This is a genomic window from Clostridium sp. AN503, assembly GCF_040719375.1.
Classification (GTDB): Bacteria; Bacillota; Clostridia; order Lachnospirales; family Lachnospiraceae; genus Brotaphodocola.
Genome location: NZ_JBFDTP010000002.1, coordinates 991,109 through 1,008,121 on the forward strand (window position 1 = coordinate 991,109; position 17,013 = coordinate 1,008,121).

At 48.1% G+C, this 17,013-nt stretch carries 15 protein-coding genes and 3 tRNA genes; 16 read left to right on the plus strand and 2 right to left on the minus strand.

From position 1 onward, the window contains the following. Positions 1 to 83 precede the first annotated feature (83 nt). From AB1I67_RS11825 to AB1I67_RS11860, 8 genes are all read left to right on the plus strand, one after another. Positions 84 to 1,589: an FGGY-family carbohydrate kinase gene (locus AB1I67_RS11825; protein WP_367030076.1), complete on the plus strand. Its 1,506-nt coding sequence runs from the start codon at positions 84 to 86 to the stop codon at positions 1,587 to 1,589. 590 nt (positions 1,590 to 2,179) lie between these two features. After that, a complete protein-coding gene (locus AB1I67_RS11830) occupies positions 2,180 to 2,983 on the plus strand; it encodes a gluconate 5-dehydrogenase (RefSeq protein WP_367030077.1) in 804 nt (267 codons plus the stop codon). A 44-nt stretch (positions 2,984 to 3,027) separates the two neighbouring features. After that, positions 3,028 to 3,705 carry a GntR family transcriptional regulator gene (locus tag AB1I67_RS11835; protein WP_367030078.1) on the plus strand — a complete coding sequence of 226 codons (678 nt, stop codon included), beginning with the start codon at positions 3,028 to 3,030 and terminating at the stop codon, positions 3,703 to 3,705. A 147-nt stretch (positions 3,706 to 3,852) separates the two neighbouring features. Continuing rightward, positions 3,853 to 3,925, plus strand: a tRNA-Val gene (locus AB1I67_RS11840). 50 nt (positions 3,926 to 3,975) lie between these two features. Beyond that, a tRNA-Ala gene (locus AB1I67_RS11845) sits at positions 3,976 to 4,048 on the plus strand. Positions 4,049 to 4,390: 342 nt separating this feature from the next. Continuing rightward, positions 4,391 to 4,819 (plus strand): rhodanese-like domain-containing protein, encoded by a 429-nt coding sequence (locus AB1I67_RS11850; RefSeq protein ID WP_367030079.1) that lies wholly within the window; start codon positions 4,391 to 4,393, stop codon positions 4,817 to 4,819. Beyond that, positions 4,816 to 5,259, plus strand: coding sequence for an Rrf2 family transcriptional regulator (locus AB1I67_RS11855; protein ID WP_367030080.1), 444 nt, complete (start codon positions 4,816 to 4,818; stop codon positions 5,257 to 5,259). Before AB1I67_RS11850 ends, AB1I67_RS11855 begins: the two co-directional genes overlap by 4 nt. Positions 5,260 to 5,292: 33 nt before the next feature. Continuing rightward, the gene (locus tag AB1I67_RS11860; RefSeq protein ID WP_367030082.1) at positions 5,293 to 5,613 is read left to right on the plus strand and encodes a thioredoxin domain-containing protein; all 321 of its coding nucleotides are present in this window, start codon (positions 5,293 to 5,295) and stop codon (positions 5,611 to 5,613) included. Between the two features lie 98 nt (positions 5,614 to 5,711). Here the strand turns inward: AB1I67_RS11860 and AB1I67_RS11865 are convergent. Continuing rightward, positions 5,712 to 5,785: transfer RNA gene (locus AB1I67_RS11865), tRNA-Pro, on the minus strand. Positions 5,786 to 5,898: 113 nt separating this feature from the next. On the opposite strand from AB1I67_RS11865, the gene AB1I67_RS11870 reads away from it, so the two are divergent. The 3 genes from AB1I67_RS11870 to AB1I67_RS11880 are packed head-to-tail and all read left to right on the plus strand — an operon-like array spanning position 5,899 to position 9,981. Then, positions 5,899 to 6,678, plus strand: a complete 780-nt coding sequence (locus AB1I67_RS11870; protein ID WP_367030083.1) for an HAD family hydrolase — start codon at positions 5,899 to 5,901, stop codon at positions 6,676 to 6,678. A 51-nt stretch (positions 6,679 to 6,729) separates the two neighbouring features. Continuing rightward, positions 6,730 to 8,145, plus strand: coding sequence for a dihydrolipoyl dehydrogenase (gene lpdA / locus AB1I67_RS11875; RefSeq protein ID WP_367030084.1), 1,416 nt, complete (start codon positions 6,730 to 6,732; stop codon positions 8,143 to 8,145). 45 nt (positions 8,146 to 8,190) lie between these two features. Next, complete coding sequence (locus AB1I67_RS11880) at positions 8,191 to 9,981, plus strand: aminopeptidase P family protein (RefSeq protein WP_367030085.1); 1,791 nt, start codon at positions 8,191 to 8,193, stop codon at positions 9,979 to 9,981. Positions 9,982 to 10,057: 76 nt separating this feature from the next. On the opposite strand, the gene AB1I67_RS11885 is transcribed toward AB1I67_RS11880, so the two are convergent. Beyond that, positions 10,058 to 10,642 carry a prolyl-tRNA synthetase associated domain-containing protein gene (locus AB1I67_RS11885; RefSeq protein ID WP_367030086.1) on the minus strand — a complete coding sequence of 195 codons (585 nt, stop codon included), beginning with the start codon at positions 10,640 to 10,642 and terminating at the stop codon, positions 10,058 to 10,060. Positions 10,643 to 10,851: 209 nt separating this feature from the next. On the opposite strand from AB1I67_RS11885, the gene rlmD reads away from it, so the two are divergent. The 5 genes from rlmD (at position 10,852) to AB1I67_RS11910 (ending at position 17,011) form a co-directional block, all read left to right on the plus strand. Continuing rightward, positions 10,852 to 12,345: a 23S rRNA (uracil(1939)-C(5))-methyltransferase RlmD gene (gene rlmD, locus AB1I67_RS11890; RefSeq protein WP_367030087.1), complete on the plus strand. Its 1,494-nt coding sequence runs from the start codon at positions 10,852 to 10,854 to the stop codon at positions 12,343 to 12,345. 303 nt (positions 12,346 to 12,648) lie between these two features. After that, positions 12,649 to 12,996: a recombinase family protein gene (locus tag AB1I67_RS11895; protein ID WP_367030088.1), complete on the plus strand. Its 348-nt coding sequence runs from the start codon at positions 12,649 to 12,651 to the stop codon at positions 12,994 to 12,996. Positions 12,997 to 13,099: 103 nt separating this feature from the next. Further along, positions 13,100 to 13,468: an Hpt domain-containing protein gene (locus AB1I67_RS11900; RefSeq protein WP_367030090.1), complete on the plus strand. Its 369-nt coding sequence runs from the start codon at positions 13,100 to 13,102 to the stop codon at positions 13,466 to 13,468. A gap of 4 nt (positions 13,469 to 13,472) precedes the next feature. Beyond that, a complete protein-coding gene (locus AB1I67_RS11905) occupies positions 13,473 to 15,545 on the plus strand; it encodes a diguanylate cyclase (protein ID WP_367030091.1) in 2,073 nt (690 codons plus the stop codon). Then, complete coding sequence (locus tag AB1I67_RS11910) at positions 15,542 to 17,011, plus strand: GntR family transcriptional regulator (protein WP_367030092.1); 1,470 nt, start codon at positions 15,542 to 15,544, stop codon at positions 17,009 to 17,011. Before AB1I67_RS11905 ends, AB1I67_RS11910 begins: the two co-directional genes overlap by 4 nt. Positions 17,012 to 17,013 lie beyond the last annotated feature (2 nt).

Consider the following 17,013-nt stretch of genomic DNA (forward strand, 5'->3'; position numbering starts at 1 on the left):
ATATGTTTTTTGTTTACAAACTGCCCTCTGCGTACTATGATGGAAATCATACAGGAGTACATCATACATAAGGAGGTGGAGCCTTGAACTATTTGATGGGGATAGATAACGGAGGGACATTTTCAAAAGCGGCTATATTTGACACAGAAGGAAGTCAGATCGCGGTGGCAAGCCTTCCCACCCGGGTACTGACGCCGAAGTCCGGCTATACGGAGCGGGATATGGAGGAGCTGTGGCAGACCAATGCGCAGGTGATCCGGGCGGTGCTGGAAAAAAGCGGGATCCGGCCGTCTGATATAGCGGGCGTCTCTTTGTCCGGACATGGCAAGGGGCTGTATGTGGTGGATACACAGGGAAACCCTGTCTGCAGCGGTATCTTGTCTACCGATACCAGGGCATGGGAATACCCTGTGCGGTGGAGGCGGGAAGGCGTGCTGGACAAGGTGTTTGAGAAAACCTGCCAGACAGTGCTGGCGTGCCAGCCGGTCAGTCTGCTTGCGTGGATGAAGGATCATGTACCGGAGGCATATGACCGGATCGGCACGGTATTTTCTGTGAAGGACTATGTGCGATACCGCCTGACGGGAGTGAGGAACGGGGAATACACGGATTTTTCGGGCGGAAATCTGATCAATATGAAGACTGGCACATACGACCGGGAGCTGATGGAGCTGTTCGGGATCGGTGGGATCTATGACAGGCTGCCGCCTTTAAAGGAATCCGCGGAGATCTGCGGCGGTGTGACAAGAGAGAGCGGCCGTCTGACCGGACTTTTAGAGGGAACGCCTGTGGCAGCAGGTATGTTTGATGTGAATGCCTGCGGGATTGCATCCGGGCTTGTATCAGAAAAGGATCTGTGCATGATCGCCGGAACCTGGAGCATCAATGAATTCCTGGCACGGTCTCCTATTGTGGACGGCAGTGTATCTTTGAATTCCATGTTCTGTATCCCGGGATATTATCTCATTGAGGAGAGCAGTCCAACTTCAGCCGGCAATCTGGAATGGTTTATCCGGACTCAGATGCCGATGGAACAGGAAACCTGGGGCCGGGCCGGTCTTTATGAGCGGATCAACCGGATGGTTTCTGAGATCCGGCCAGAGGAAAGTAACCTGATCTTCCTGCCGTTTTTAAACGGTTCCAATGAGGACCCGCAGGCGAGGGGGACATTTGTCGGATTGACGGGATATCATGACCGCAGGCATATGCTGAGAGCCATTTATGAGGGCGTGGTGTTTTCCCACATGACTCATGTAAGACGGCTTTTACGGAACCGGGAGAGGCCGGAGAGCATCCGCCTTTCGGGCGGCGCTGCCAATTCGGAAGTCTGGGTACAGATATTTGCAGACGCACTCCAGATCCCGGTTGATGTGGTGGAAGGGAAAGAGCTGGGGGCTCAGGGTGCTGCTATGGCAGCAGGGATCGGCGCAGGGATCTATGCAGACTATCAGGAGGCGGCAGCCAGGACTGTCCGGATCACAAAGACGGTTGTCCCCAGGCCGGAATCGGGAGCGGTCTACGAAAAAAAATACCAGGCTTACCGGCTGGTCAACGACGCTATGGCCGGTATATGGAGCAAATTAAAGTAAATAATCTGATAATTTCAGATAATATAAAAAATATATACATAAAAAGCAAATTATTTTAAAATAAATTTCAAATAATTAAAAAATAGCTTGACAAATAGGATGGTATCAGTTATTATAGAACTACAAAGATAAGAACTTTCTTATCCGAGCAAAGCAAAGAAACAGGAGATTGATTCAAGAAACAAAATCCTGCGGAGCTTGAAAGCAACAAAAAGGGTTAGGCAGAAAACCTCAACTTGAATAGGTTTCGAACAGAAGATCAATCAAAAGTAAAAAATTATCGAAAGATAAGAAAACGAAATTGAGTTGATAAGAAGTGAAAAACCGAAAGAAAATGCCAGGAGAGAGTCTTTATATGATAGTCGCAGGAGGCTATAGATAAAGGCTCTTTCTTTTTGTGTTTGTTTCTTTTTATGATTCCCCTCGTGAAAACTGGGCTTTCTCTGATATGTACAAAAATAAAAAGCGATCTTTGTTTAAACTGCCACTTGCAAACCGGTCAAAGATATGATATTGTATACCTATAAATAAATTGTATACAATTAAATAAGATTGTATACTAAAATTAAACAGAAAAAGGAGAATGGAACATGGACTACATCAAGAATTATTCCCTGGAAGGCAAAGTTGCGCTGATCACCGGAGCATCTTACGGTATTGGTTTTGCTATCGCGCAGGCTATGGCAGGTGCAGGCGCTACCATCGTTTTCAATGATATCAAGCAGGAGCTGGTTGATAAGGGGATCGCAGCTTACGAGGCAGAGGGCATCAAAGCACACGGCTATGTATGCGACGTTACCGACGAGGATGCGGTGAACGCCATGGTAGCGAAGATTGAGGCTGAAGTGGGCGTTGTAGACATCCTGGTCAACAATGCAGGCATCATCAAGAGGATCCCGATGATCGAGATGGCAGCCAAAGATTTCCGTCAGGTTATCGATGTGGACTTGAATGCTCCGTTCATCGTATCCAAGGCAGTGATCCCGGCTATGATCAAGAAGGGCGGCGGAAAGATCATCAACATCTGTTCCATGATGTCCGAGTTTGGCCGCGAGACCGTTTCTGCATACGCAGCAGCGAAGGGCGGATTGAAGATGCTGACCAGGAACATTGCTTCCGAGTACGGCGAGTACAACATCCAGTGCAACGGCATTGGGCCTGGTTATATTGCAACACCTCAGACCGCGCCTCTGCGTGAGAAACAGGCAGACGGCTCCAGGCATCCGTTTGACCAGTTTATCGTATCCAAAACTCCTGCAGGCCGCTGGGGTGAGGCTTCCGATCTGGGCGGACCCGCAGTATTCCTTGCATCCGAAGCTTCTGATTTTGTGAACGGCCAGATCCTGTATGTAGACGGCGGTATTAAGGCATATATCGGAAAACAGCCGTCTTAAGACTGATGTTTTAAAGAAACTGCCGAAAGGCACAGGGGGAAAGCATGAGCGAGAAGTGCTACAAGAACCGTGGAGATTATGTATTTGACACGCTGAAGCGGGATATTCTGGACCTGGAACTGAAGCCGGGACAGGCGATCAGTGAAAATGAGATCTGCGCCCGCTTTGATGTATCCAGGACGCCGGTCAGGGAGGCTCTCAGGAGGCTCCAGGAACAGGGATTTGTCAATACGGTCCCGTATTCCGGCACCTATGTGACTCTCTTGAATCTGGATGATATCCGGCAGATGATCTATATGCGGGTTGCAGTAGAACTGATGGTCATGCGGGATTTTATGGAGACCCAGACGCCACTACTTTTGGAAGAGATCCGCCATCAGATCCGCTGTCAGGAGCTTTTGATCCGGGAGCCGGATTTTGAACCGGAGCAGTTCTACCGTATGGATGCACAGATGCACACCATCTGGTTTGCCGCCACAGGCAGAGAGAAGCTTTGGGATTTTATCCAGGCCCAGCAGCTCCATTACACACGGTTCCGAATGCTGGACTTTGTGACAGAGACGGATTTCACGCGCATCATCAAGGAACATGCCCATTTGCTGGAGCTTTTGGAGCAGAAGGACGAGAAGGGGCTTGAGGCTGCGCTTAAGGAACATCTCTATATCAGCATGACCCGCATGAAATATGCTATTGAGGTTGAATATAAGGATTACTTTGAGTAAGAGCGTGATACCCGCTGTGGATTCAATCCACGGCGGGTGTTTCGGTCAAGAAGATGAGCCGTATGGACTGTTATGAATTTACAGGAATTTTATCAATATTTTGAAAAAAGGGTTGCAAAATCTGCCATAAGTGCTAAAATAAGTTACGGAGGCATAGCTCAGCTGGGAGAGCACATGCATCACACGCATGGGGTTGCAGGTTCGAGCCCTGTTGTCTCCACTGTTTTTCCTGTGTGATACCCAGTGTCGGGTATCACACAGCTATGTTAAGGGGACGTGGCTCAGCTGGGAGAGCGTTGCGTTCGCAACGCAAAGGTCGCGGGTTCGAATCCCGTCGTCTCCACTATTTCGCCAGTTCCGGGAGGAGTGCAGGGAAGTTCCCTGTATCGGAGGTGTCCGGTCTCACACATTGAATATCCCGCGAACACGCTCCGGCTGGTGGAACACAAAGCGAAAGTATCAAAACCGGATAAGTCCAAAAGAGGATAAGCTCCGGGCGTATGGTCTTGAACCTGTAGAGGTTCAGGGCTTTTTGTTTTTTCTAATAAAAAATGAAAAAATCCAAAAAGAGCTTGACAGATTGAACTGTTACTGATATCATATCAGTATGAACTGAGAGAAAAAAAGTAACAGTTTGGGCCGGCCCATAAGAGGGCAGGTAAACAGGATGATAAGGAGGTATTTTATGAACCGGTATATAGCAATCGGGCTTTCGGTGGCTGCAGCGCTCCTGCTGGCTGCCTGTACCCGGTCCCATAAAGGAACGGCAGCCGCAGCTCCAGAAGAGTCAGGCAGTGCCTATCACAAGATAACGGCTGAAGAAGCAAAGGAGATGATGGATTCAGGAGATGTGACGGTCGTGGATGTACGCAGGGCAGAGGAATATGAGCAGGCACACATTCCGGGAGCGGTCCTGGTACCCAATGAGTCGATCGGTGAGGAGCAGCCGGAGGAATTGCCGGACAAGGATGCGGCGATTCTGGTGCACTGCCGTACCGGGGTCCGCAGCAAGCAGGCATCAGACAAGCTGGTGAAGATGGGATATACTAATATTTATGATTTTGGCGGCATTGTGGACTGGCCGTATGAGACAGAAGGTGGTGAAGCAAATTGAACAGCGATTTTATCGTAGGACTCCATGCGCTGGTGTACCTGCACCATAAGGGGACGACCCAGCGCAGTGAGGAACTGGCGGACAATATCTGCACGAATCCCGGCCGGGTACGGCGGGTCATGGCACAGCTTAAAAAGGCGGGATTGGTGGAGACGAGGGAAGGACGTTTTTCAGGCGGATATTCCTATGAGATGGGACGCACGATCACGCTGGGGGAGATCAGCAGGGCTCTGGACACCAAATTTGCCGATGCAGGCTGGCGGAGCGGAGACCCGGATAAGAATTGCCGTGTAGCCTGCGGTATGAGCGGTTATATAGATGGGCTTTATGAAGAGATGAACCACCGCTGCAATGATTACCTGGACACTATTACAGTGACAGATGTGGAACAGGAGCTTTTCAAGGACAAAGAGGGAATGCATGCAGCAGGAAATGCTTAAACTATTCTGGAAGGATTGAAAGGAGATCATAACATGATTGATGTAACAGGCAAGAACTTTAAAGAGGAAGTATTAGATTCGGCAGTTCCGGTAGTGATTGATTTTAAGGCGCCCTGGTGCGGCTATTGCCGCCGTCTGGAGCCGACTGTGGTAAAAATGGGGCAGGAGTTTGAAGGTAAGATCAAGGTGGTTGGGCTTGATATCGATGCAGATCCGGAGCTGGCAGAGCAGTTTCAGGTGATGACGATCCCAACGCTGATCCTGTTCCGGGATGGCAGGGAAGTCAGCAGCGTAGTAAATCCAGCGAACCGGGATGCCATTGAAGGCTGGCTGAAGGAGCACGGCGCCCTGTAAGGACTGGAATTATAAATGAAATACATTAGTATAAAATAAAACACGGGAAATCCATAACAGATGTCAGGATTTCCCGTGTTTTATTGACCTTGCAGTAATCGGGGCAACAGGATTTGAACCTGCGACCTCTCGGCCCCCAGCCGAGCGCGCTACCAAGCTACGCCATACCCCGATGTTCGGCAACCAGCTTATTATAGCAGATAATTTCCATTTTGAAAAGAGGTTTACAGCAGGTTTTTTATTTGTTATCATTATCTTTAGGATAAATGAGAGGAATTTTGAGAAATGAAGGGAATTATCAGTTTTGATATGGATATGACGCTTCTGGATCATTCAGCTTCCAGGATACCGGACAGTGCATATCGGGCTATCGACCGGCTGCGGGAGCAGTATTACATTGCCATCGCTACCGGCCGGGATTTAGACAGCAAGTTCAGCGCCGGGCTGAGGGAACTGGTGGAGCCGGATGCGGTGATCCATTTAAACGGTACCAAGGTGACGGTGGGGGATCAGATGATTTATCACCACACCATGAATAAGGATCTGGTAAGACGGATTCTGGAATTTGCCGAGGGAAGGAATTTTGCCGTGGGGCTAACTGCCGGGACGGAGGACTATTATATGAACCCGGAGGTGGTGAGAGAGCAGGATATCCGGCGCTGGGGGGAGACGGGACGTGTCTTTAAGGACCCCTGGAAGCTGCTTGACATGGAGGTGCGGACCCTGGTCTATCTCGGCAGGGAGCAGGGGGCAAAGCAGGTGGAGGCGGAGTTTCCGGAGCTGAAGCTGCCCATGTTTTCCAGCGGCGAGGGCGCGGATATCGTGGAGCGGGAGGCATCCAAGGCAGAAGGGCTTAAGCGTCTCTGCGAGTATTATGGGATCCCGCTGGAGCATACGGTGGCTTTCGGCGACAGCATGAATGATTATGAGATCGTGCGCACAGCCGGGATCGGAGTTGCCATGGGCAACAGTATTGAAGCGTTAAAACAGGTGGCTGATTATGTGACGACGCCTATTGGCGAGGATGGGATCTGGAATGCCTGCGTCCATCTGGGGCTGATCTGAGGCGTTTGATCTAAAAGATTATGGAACTTTAAGGGGAAGGAAGTAGGGACAATGGCAGTAAACTGTGATTTAGTGATCATCGGCGCGGGACCGGGCGGATATACGGCAGCGCTGAAGGCAGCCGGGTTTGGCATGAAGGTCGTTGTGATCGACCAGGACAAGTTGGGGGGAGTATGTATTAACCGGGGATGTATCCCGACTAAGGCGCTGCTTCACGCATCCAATATTTTTTCTATGATGCAGCAGTGCGATGAGTTCGGGGTGTCTACTGATTTTATTTCTTTTGATTTTGCCAAGATGCAGGATTACAAGAAGCGTTCCGTCAAGCAGTACCGCGGGGAGATCGAGAAGCTGTTTAAGCAGAATGGGATTGGTTTTGTGAAAGGGACAGCCACCATACGCCGGGAAAAGACGGTTGAAGTGAAAAATGAGAATGGCCGGGAGTATTTCCATGCCAGGAACATTATCATTGCCACCGGAGCAAAGCCTGTGATGCCAAAGATTCCGGGGATCGATCTGCCGGGCGTGATCAACAGCGACCGGCTGCTGGCGGTGCCTAACTGGAATTATGACCGGATCGTGATCCTGGGCGGCGGTGTGATCGGCGTGGAGTTTGCGACGATCTTCCAGGCGTTGTGTGCAAAAGTCACGATCGTGGAGAAGGGCAGTCACCTGCTGGGGCCGATGGATGTGGAGGTTGCAACGGCTCTGGAGGAGCAGCTGGCTCAGAAGGGCATTTCCATCCACTGCAATACGACTGTGGAAGAGATCACAAAGGAGGATGGACTGACCTGTCATCTTTTAGATCATAATACCGGGGAGACCAGCCAGATCAAGGCCAGCCAGGTGGTGGTCGCAGTTGGCAGGACTCCATATATGCAGGGACTGTTTGGCGAGGATGTGGATCTGAAGATTGAAGACGGGCGGCTGGCGGTGGACAGCGATTTTCAGACCAGCGAACCGGGGATCTACGCCATCGGAGACGTGGTGGCGCGCACCCAGCTTGCCCATGTGGCTATGGCACAGGGAACCTTTGTGGTGGAGAATATTGCGGGGCATTCCCACAGCATCCGCCTGGAGGCAGTGCCAAACGGGATGTATGTGTCGCTCCCGATCGTGCCCAACTGTATTTACACAGAGCCGGAGATCGCGACTGTCGGGATCACGGAGCAGAATGCCAACAATCTGGGCATGAAGGTGCGCTGCGGTGTCTATACCATGGACGGGAACGGCAAATCCATTATCGCCCGGGAGGAGCATGGCTTTATCAGACTGATCTTCGAGGCGTACTCCAACACGATCGTGGGCGCCCAGATGGTATGCCCCCGGGCGACAGATATGATCGGAGAGATGGCGACGGCAATCGCCAATGGCCTGACTGCAGAGCAGCTTTCGCGCGCCATGCGCGCCCATCCCACATACAGCGAGGGGATTACGGCAGCCATCGAGGATGCGATGAAAAGCTGATAGGGAAAGATGGATCATGAAAGACAGATAAGGAGAGAACAGGATATGAATGAGATTGCAGAACGGATTGAGAAGCTGCGGGAGCTGATGGCTGAGAGACGGATTGACGCCTATCTGGTGCCAACTTCGGATTACCACGAGTCGGAGTATGTGGGGGAGCATTTTGCCTGCCGCAAGTATATCACCGGTTTCACCGGTTCTGCCGGAACCGCGGTTATTACCAGGGACTGGGCGGGAGTATGGACGGACGGGCGTTATTTTGTACAGGCTGCCGCAGAGCTTGCGGGCACAGGTGTGGAGCTGATGCGGATGGGCCAGGAGGGAGTGCCGACTCTGGAGGAATATCTGGAGCAGAACCTTCCGGACCATGGCATCCTTGGCTTTGACGGCCGGGTGGTATGCTCCCGGATGGGCGAGGATCTTCAGAAGCGCCTGGAGGACAAGCAGGTTTCTTTTGCATATACAGAGTCTTTGATCGGTGAGATCTGGGAGGACCGTCCGGCGCTTTCTGCAGAGCCGGTGTGGATCCTGGAAGAGCAGTATGCAGGCGTTCCTGCCGGTGAAAAGATTGCCGCCCTGCGCGCAGAGATGGAGAAATGCCATGCAGATGTACACATTATCACAACTTTGGATGATATCGTATGGCTGCTGAACATCCGTGGAAATGACATTCCGTGCAATCCGGTCGTCCTGTCCTATATGGCAGTCACCAAAGAGGAACTTTTCCTGTTCATCAATCAGAAGGTAGTTTCTGATGAAGTCAGATCTTATCTGGAAGGTCTGGGCGCCACTCTGATGCCTTATCAGGAGGTATATACCTATGCCCAGCAGGTGAAGAATTCCAGGATCCTGCTGGAAAAGGGAAAGGTAAACTATGCGATATTACAGTATTTAGACGACAGCAACCGCATCATTGACCGGATCAACCCAACAGTATTTGCCAAGGCACAGAAAAATGAGGTGGAGATTGCCAATCTGAAGGCAGCCCATATAAAAGACGGCGTAGTCATCACAAAATTCATCTACTGGATGAAGCAGAATATTGGCAAACTTCCCATGACGGAATGCAGCGCCGCGGATTATCTGGACAACCTGCGGAAAGAGCACGGCGCACTGGAACCCAGCTTTACTACGATCTCCGCCTATGGCGCGAACGCAGCCATGTGCCATTATCATGCACTGCCGGATACCTGCGCTGCTTTAAAACCGCAGGGGCTTTACCTGGTGGATTCGGGCGGACAGTATCTGGAGGGAACCACGGATATTACCAGGACCTTTGCCTTGGGACCGGTGACGGATACTGAGCGGGAGCATTATACGCTGGTGCTGATGAGTATGCTCCGTCTGGGACATGTAAAATTTTTACAGGGCTGCAGCGGCTTAAGCCTGGATTATGTGGCAAGAGAGCCATTGTGGAAACGCGGCCTGGATTATAATCACGGCACAGGACACGGCGTAGGCTATCTTTTAAATGTGCATGAGCGTCCAGCCGGGATCCGGTTCCGCATCGTTCCGGAGAGGCAGGACAGCGCTCCGTTCATGCCGGGGTATGTTTGTTCTGACGAGCCGGGGATCTATATTGAGGGGAGTCATGGAATCCGTACAGAGAACATGATGTTCTGTAAGAATGCAGAAAAGACAGCGTATGGACAATTCCTGGAATTTGAGTATCTGACCTGTGCCCCGATCGATTTGGAGCCGGTGGACGTGTCTCTGATGGAGGAACAGGATATTGCCTGGCTGAATGAGTATCATAAGTGGGTTTATGAGATGATCTCTCCGTATCTGACGGAGGCTGAGGCGGCATGGCTGAAAGAAGCAACTCGGCCGGTCTAAAAACCATGGATAAGAGAAAATCTGTTTTGGGCAGTGGATTTGATCATTATAGTGCAGAGCTTTCCCGGAGGAGTTTTCACTCCTCCCAGGGAAGCTCTACAATTGTATATGGATGATTTACAAATGGAAGAAATTTATCCAGGATGTCCCTGGTGCGGATCTTTAAGCTGGAGGTATTGATGCAGGGATGACATCCCACATATTCATGGTGGTCGATCACATCCTTGTCGATGAGCAGCTTAACCCTCAGGTCTTTATCATTCATCAGTCCCAGAACGCTGACTGAGCCAGGTGTGATATTTAAGAATTCCTCCATATATTCCGGGCCTGCGAAGGACAGCCGCGCGCTGCCGATCTGCCGGGAGAGCCGTGCAGTTTTGAACTTCTTATGGCCGGGCATCATAAGCAGATAGAAATCCGTTTTCTGTGCATTGCACAGAAACAGGTTTTTGCAGATCTCAATATCCAGAAGCTGATCGACATCGTGGCATGCCTCTATAGTAGCTGTTGCATCGTGGTCCAGACGCCAGTATGGGATTGCGAGCCTGTCTAACAGGTCGTAGGTAGAAAGCTCCTTTGGCAGGCGGCCGGTGGCGTCAGCAGGACGGCCAGTGTAGAGGTTTGGGTCTAAATGAAAGGAATCTGCTGCGGTAGTGTTCATATGGTTGTCCTCCTGAGGTGAGTTTGGGATTTATTATACTCGGATTGAGGGAAAATGCAAGAGGGGCTTGTGGAGGAGATATTTTAGTGGGAATATTTTAGTTGCGAAGAGGGCCTGTTTTAAATGATCTATAAATATAGAAATGTATGAATCGATAATTAGACTGAAATTAGGATAGAAAAAAATGTTGTGATCAATAGAGGAGATATATGGTGGCAGGGAATAGCAGGAAACAGAAAACAAATGTGGCTGGTGAAAAGCAGCGAAATATGGAAGCGAAGAGGGCGGATAGGGAGAAAGGGAGAGTTTCTGGAAAGTTTGCAAAGCCAATGAAGCCTGGGGAGAGGAAGCTGCCAGGGCGGAAAACAGACGGTCGGGAAGTGGAAGGCCGGAGTACAGAGTGCCGGAAAACAGAAGGTTGGAGTACAGAAAGCCGGAGAGCAGAAAGCCGGAAAACAGATTGTAAGAAAGAAGATCGGAAAACGGTTGACAGTAAGACAACCGCCTGGAAGAGTGCTGCCCGCAAGAGCATGTACAAGAGGGAAGAGGGGGCTGCAAAGAAAAAGAGTCTGTGCCCTGTTTCCCGCAGGTGCGGTGGATGCCAGCACCTGGACAAGCCATATGAGGAGCAGTTGAAGAAAAAACAGGCGGATATGCAGAGGCTGCTTGGTCAGTTCTGCAAGGTGTATCCGATCAAAGGAATGGACAATCCATTTCATTATCGCAATAAGGTCCATGCAGTATTTGGCTTTCGGAAAGGAGAAGCGGTGTCCGGCGTATACGAGGCTGGAACCCATAATCTGGTTCCAGTGGAAAGCTGCATGATCGAGGATGAAATAGCGGATGAGATTATTGGAACTATCCGTGGCATGCTGAAATCGTTTAAGATACGTACCTATGATGAGGACACCGGTTATGGGCTTCTTCGTCATGTCCTGGTCCGCCGGGGATTTGCCACAAATGAAATCATGGTGGTTCTGGTGACGGCCTCCCCGATATTCCCTTCGAGGAATAATTTTGTTAAGGCTCTCCGCGAGAAGCATCCGGAGATCACCACGATTGTTCAGAATATCAATGGTCGGGGAACCAGTATGGTTTTGGGGGACAAGGAACATGTCCTGTATGGCAGGGGATACATTGAGGATGTGCTCTGCGGCTGTCGGTTCAGGATCTCTCCAAAGTCCTTCTACCAGGTAAACCCGGTGCAGACGGAGTACCTGTACAGCAAGGCGATCGAGCTTGTAGGACTGACTGGAAAAGAAACGGTCCTGGATGCTTACTGCGGTATTGGTACGATCGGCATCATTGCCGCCAGTCATGCAAAGCAGGTGATCGGCGTGGAACTGAATGCAGATGCGGTGCGTGATGCAGTGCAGAATGCCAGGTGTAATCAGGTAGATAATATCCGGTTTTATTGCAATGATGCTACTAAGTTTATGTGCCAGATGGCAGAGGCTGGTGATACGGTAGATGTGGTATTTATGGATCCTCCCCGCATGGGAAGTACGGAGGAGTTTATTCGGGCCGTTGCGGCGGTGAAGGCGAAAAAGGTTGTCTATGTGTCCTGCGGGCCGGATACGCTGGCGAGGGATCTGGAGGTGTTTGGGAGAGCGGGGTATCAGGCAATGGGGGCTTATCCGGTGGATTTGTTTCCGATGACTGGGCATTGCGAGTCCATCGTCCTGTTGCAGCGGAAAGGGTGATGTTAAGAAGGGGAATAAGAGAAATAAAGATGGAAAAAATATTGAAAAATTGAATTCGGTGTAAGATTTGTGGGGATGTGATTGAGTCGAAATCGGTGCATGATTTTAAGACCTGTTCCTGCGGCGTCTGCAGTGCAGATGGTGGCTTGGAATATCTGCGGAGGGTAGTAGCGAGTAAGGAGAGTTATGCAGAACTGTCAGTAACAGAAGAGAACGCTGATATAAAATAGCATAGAAGAAGTTAAGACGTAAGGGCGAATATGCTTTTGCGTCTTTTTTCTTATGAGAAGGTGGAAATACTTTGTGAAGAAAATCAGATTAATACCTGTTCTGCCCAAAGAATCAAAGCTGTTGCAAGTAGCGGCTTATTGCCGCGTCAGTACAAGGAGTAAGGAACAGAAAGCCAGCCTGTTTCGACAAATATGGGCTTATATGAATCGGATACTGAATCATCCAAATTGGGAATTTGCTGGAATCTTTTATGATTTTGGAAAAAGCGGATTACGGAAAAGAGGGCGTACAGGACTGGAAAAGACTTCCTGCTGTTTGCCGCAGAAAGGGTATGAGGTTGCACCCTCCAATAATGTGGTATTGCTGTTAATCCTGATCCTGCTTTGTTACAAACATGAAAGAATGGGTAATATAGTCTAACAAATTGACATTTTTTGTTTTTTGTGATATTATTTGGTATAGGTACACAGATCGTGGGTTGAAAAAGTATTATTGATAAATATTTTGAGCTGGAGATATTACTATGGGTGTCAAAGAATGTTACAAAAAAATGGCCGGGGATTACGATGAAGCTGTTCGTAGAATGGGTAGTGATGAACGTATCATAAAATATTTAAAGATTTTACAAAGGGACACCAATTTCAAGTCTCTTTGTGAGGCGATTGAGAAAAATGATCTGAAAACTGCTTTTTGTGCAGCACATACGTTAAAAGGGATTGCCTTGAATTTGAGTCTGACATCCCTTGCAGACAGTATCATAGAGCTGACTGAGATGCTCCGCAGTGGAATGCCCAACGAAAATATGGTCTTATTGCTTCATAACGCAAAAAAGACGTATGAATTGACGCTGGAGTGTATTGATGCTCTGATAAATATAGAGTGGAAAGGGTAATGATATGAAACTCCAAAATAAAGTTTTGATTGTGGACGATTCGGAGTTGAACCGCTCTTTGCTTGCAGATATGCTTCAGGATGAGTATGAGATATTAGAAGCTGAGAATGGGCTGCGGGCAGTAAAGCTTTTGGAATTTTATCAATTTGAGATTTCTTTGATACTGTTAGATATTATGATGCCAGAGATGGATGGGTTCGGGGTTCTGGCAATGATGAATAAAAATAAGTGGATTGAGCGTATCCCGGTCATTATCATTTCAGCAGAAACAACGGCAGCCTATATAGATGCAGCCTATGATTTAGGTGCAACAGAGTATGTTAATCGGCCTTTTGATCCTAAAACAATCAGGAGGCGTGTAGCTAATACCATCATGCTCTATTCCAAACAAAAATTTCTTGAAAATGCCGTTACCGAACAGGTTTTGGAAAAAGAAAAAAGCAATCTTATTATGGTTGAGGTTTTAAGCCATATTGTTGAGTTTCGTAATGGCGAGAGCGGAATGCATGTCCTTAACATTCGTACTGTCACAGAAATGCTTCTAAGGCAGCTCTGTGCTTTAAATGATCAATACGGCTATCTTCAATCCCAAATTTTATTGATCGCAAATGCATCTACGCTGCATGATATAGGAAAAATTTCTATTGATGAGCGAATTCTAAATAAGCCCGGCAGACTCACAGGCGAAGAATATGAGAAGATGAAAGCACATAGCAGCATTGGCGCGAATATGTTGGAAAAAACACGATATTATCCAAATGAAGCGCTTGTACGGATTGCAAGGGATATTTGCCGGTGGCACCATGAGCGGTATGATGGCGGAGGCTATCCTGATGGTCTTGCGGGTGATGAAATTCCTATCGAGGCGCAGGTAGTTTCCCTTGCGGATGTGTATGATGCTCTGACCCACAAGCGTGTTTATAAAGAAGCCTATTCGCACCAGAAGGCTTTTGAAATGATTTTCAGCGGTCAATGTGGTGTGTTTAATCCGTTATTGCTTCAATGTATGAAGGATATAGGCCCTATGTTGGAAAGCGAGTTAAAACTCCATTCGCTTGGTTATGTTACAAAAGAAGAAATAAAAGACATAACCCGGACTATCTTACAAAGCGGAGAGGCTTCCAACCGCACATTGGCCCTCTTAGAGCAGGAACGGATCAAATATCAATTTATTGCTGAAATGTCAAAAGAAATTCTTTTTGAATATACATATGAAACAGATGTCCTAACATTTTCGGAAGAGGGAGCTCTTCAACTGGGTTTGCCGGAAATTATTGTTAATCTGAAAGAAGATCAGTTGTTTAGGCAGGTTATGAAAGATGCCGACTATCAAGATCTGCACAATAAGCTTCTCTGTGCATCACCAAACAATCCTATAATCATGGAAAACTACTGCCTGTGTGTCAAAGGGCAGCAGCGATGGTATAAAATCACAGCCCGTCCTCTTTGGCTGGGGAATGATACGGATATAGTTACAGGAGCCATCGGAAAATGTACAGACATCCATGAGGAAATCAAAGAACTTGAGTTGTTGAAGAAAACAGCTCATATTGATGATTTAACTGGTTTGTACCGCAGAAATTTTGCTCGTAGAAAGATAAAAGAACTGCTCGCTAAAGAACATTCTGTGGGCAAAAATTATGCGTTGCTGCTGTTTGACCTGGATTGCTTTAAAAATGCCAATGATATGTATGGGCATATGTTCGGAGACCAGGTACTGCATGCAACAGCACAAAAAGTACAAAAATCGGTGCGAAACTCAGATATTATTGCCAGGATCGGAGGGGATGAATTCTTGATTTTTGTGGAATATAAGAATGACATCGCTTCACTGGTTGAACGTATTTTTCAATCGATTGGCGGAATGTATCAAGATTTTCATATTTGTGTGAGTATGGGCATTTCGCTTGCCCCTATGCACGCAACAGAATATGAGGATTTATTGAATTGTGCAGATCAGGCGCTTTATGCCGCAAAGCGTAAGGGACGGAACTGTTATTGTTTTTATGATGAGTCTATGGATAGTTTTTCGTCGGCGCTATCAGAAAAAATACCTTATGAGGAAAAGATGAGATGAAATACGATAAATACCAATATGACAGAATATTTGAAATTTTAAAGAATAAGATCGAATCCGGACGGATGCCGAAAGGCACGGCCCTTCCTTCCTATGCTGATCTTTGCAAAGAGTATAAAGTATCTAACAAAACCATACGGCGTGTGGTAGCAATGCTGTCTGAAGCCGGTTTCATTGAGACAAAGGAGCGGAAGCTTTCCGTGGTTGCATATGATCTGGCGGGTACGGAAAAGGCTTTATCAGATAACTTGAAAGAACCCAATATCCCTGTTATGACAGATATCTTAAAAACAGCGGAAATTCTTTATTATCCGTTTATATGCCATGGAATATCGCTGTGCGACAAGTATGACTGGGATATCCCTGAAAGAATTGCCCGGCAGCTGAACCCCAGGATACCAGAGCTTTTTTGGAAAAACTCAAAGCTGGTCTGGCGTTTTTTTATTGCCAGATGTGAAAATGAGTTAAGCCTTCATATTGTTGATGGTCTTGGTTTCCTGGGAGTAGAATACAGGGAAAACAACTTTGACTCACGCGTCGTATATCAGCAGACGCTTATCGATTTTATCCAAAAGAGCAGAGTAGAGGCGCCTGCAAGCGAAGTCATCAAAGATTTCCTTACATATATCCATTTTATTACGATTTCAAGGGAAGATTTTCAATGCTTTGTGCCTGCTGATTCGCCATTTTGTATCGGCGTTCAGGGACTTGACCAGTGGATGAAAACAGCGGAAGAACGCTATTCCAGTGTATACCTGGATATTTTGGGGCTTATCGCGATCGGGTATTATCAGCCGGGTGACAGACTGCCTTCTCATGCCCAGATGCAGAAGCAGTATGGCGTCAGTGTAAATACGACGACGCAGGCTATTCAGTGCCTGCAGGAATGGGGCGTTGTAAAGGCAACCCGTGGGAAAGGGATTTTTGTTTCTGCAAATATAGATACATTGAACAATATTCAAGTGGATCCGAAATTAATTGCCAGCCATCTCAGGAGATATTTCGAGTGCCTGGAACTGCTTTCCTTAACGGTAGAGGGAGTGGCTTACCATGTTGCGGCTCATGTAACCGATGAGCAAATACAAAAATTAATCCGGCAATTAGACGAAGCGAAAAAATACGGCAGCCTATATCAACCAGCTCCTGTTGTTCTGCTGGAATTTTTGACAGAGCATATTAGACTGGACGCCCTGCGGTCGATCTATACGATTGTACTCAAAAATTACCGGATTGGCCGTAAAATACCCAAATTAATAAACAGGGCCAAACCATACAGAAAACTGGAAATACATGGCAGGTGTGCAGCAGTTGCGAAGGTATTGTCCGACGGGGATCAGAGTGCATTTGCAAAGCAGGCTGCGGAAATGTTCAAGTATACCCATCAGCTTATCATTGAAGAGTGTAAAGAGTTGGGATACTGGAATACGGTCAAGGATATATACGACGGCTCCCAACTGTGGAAATAGTG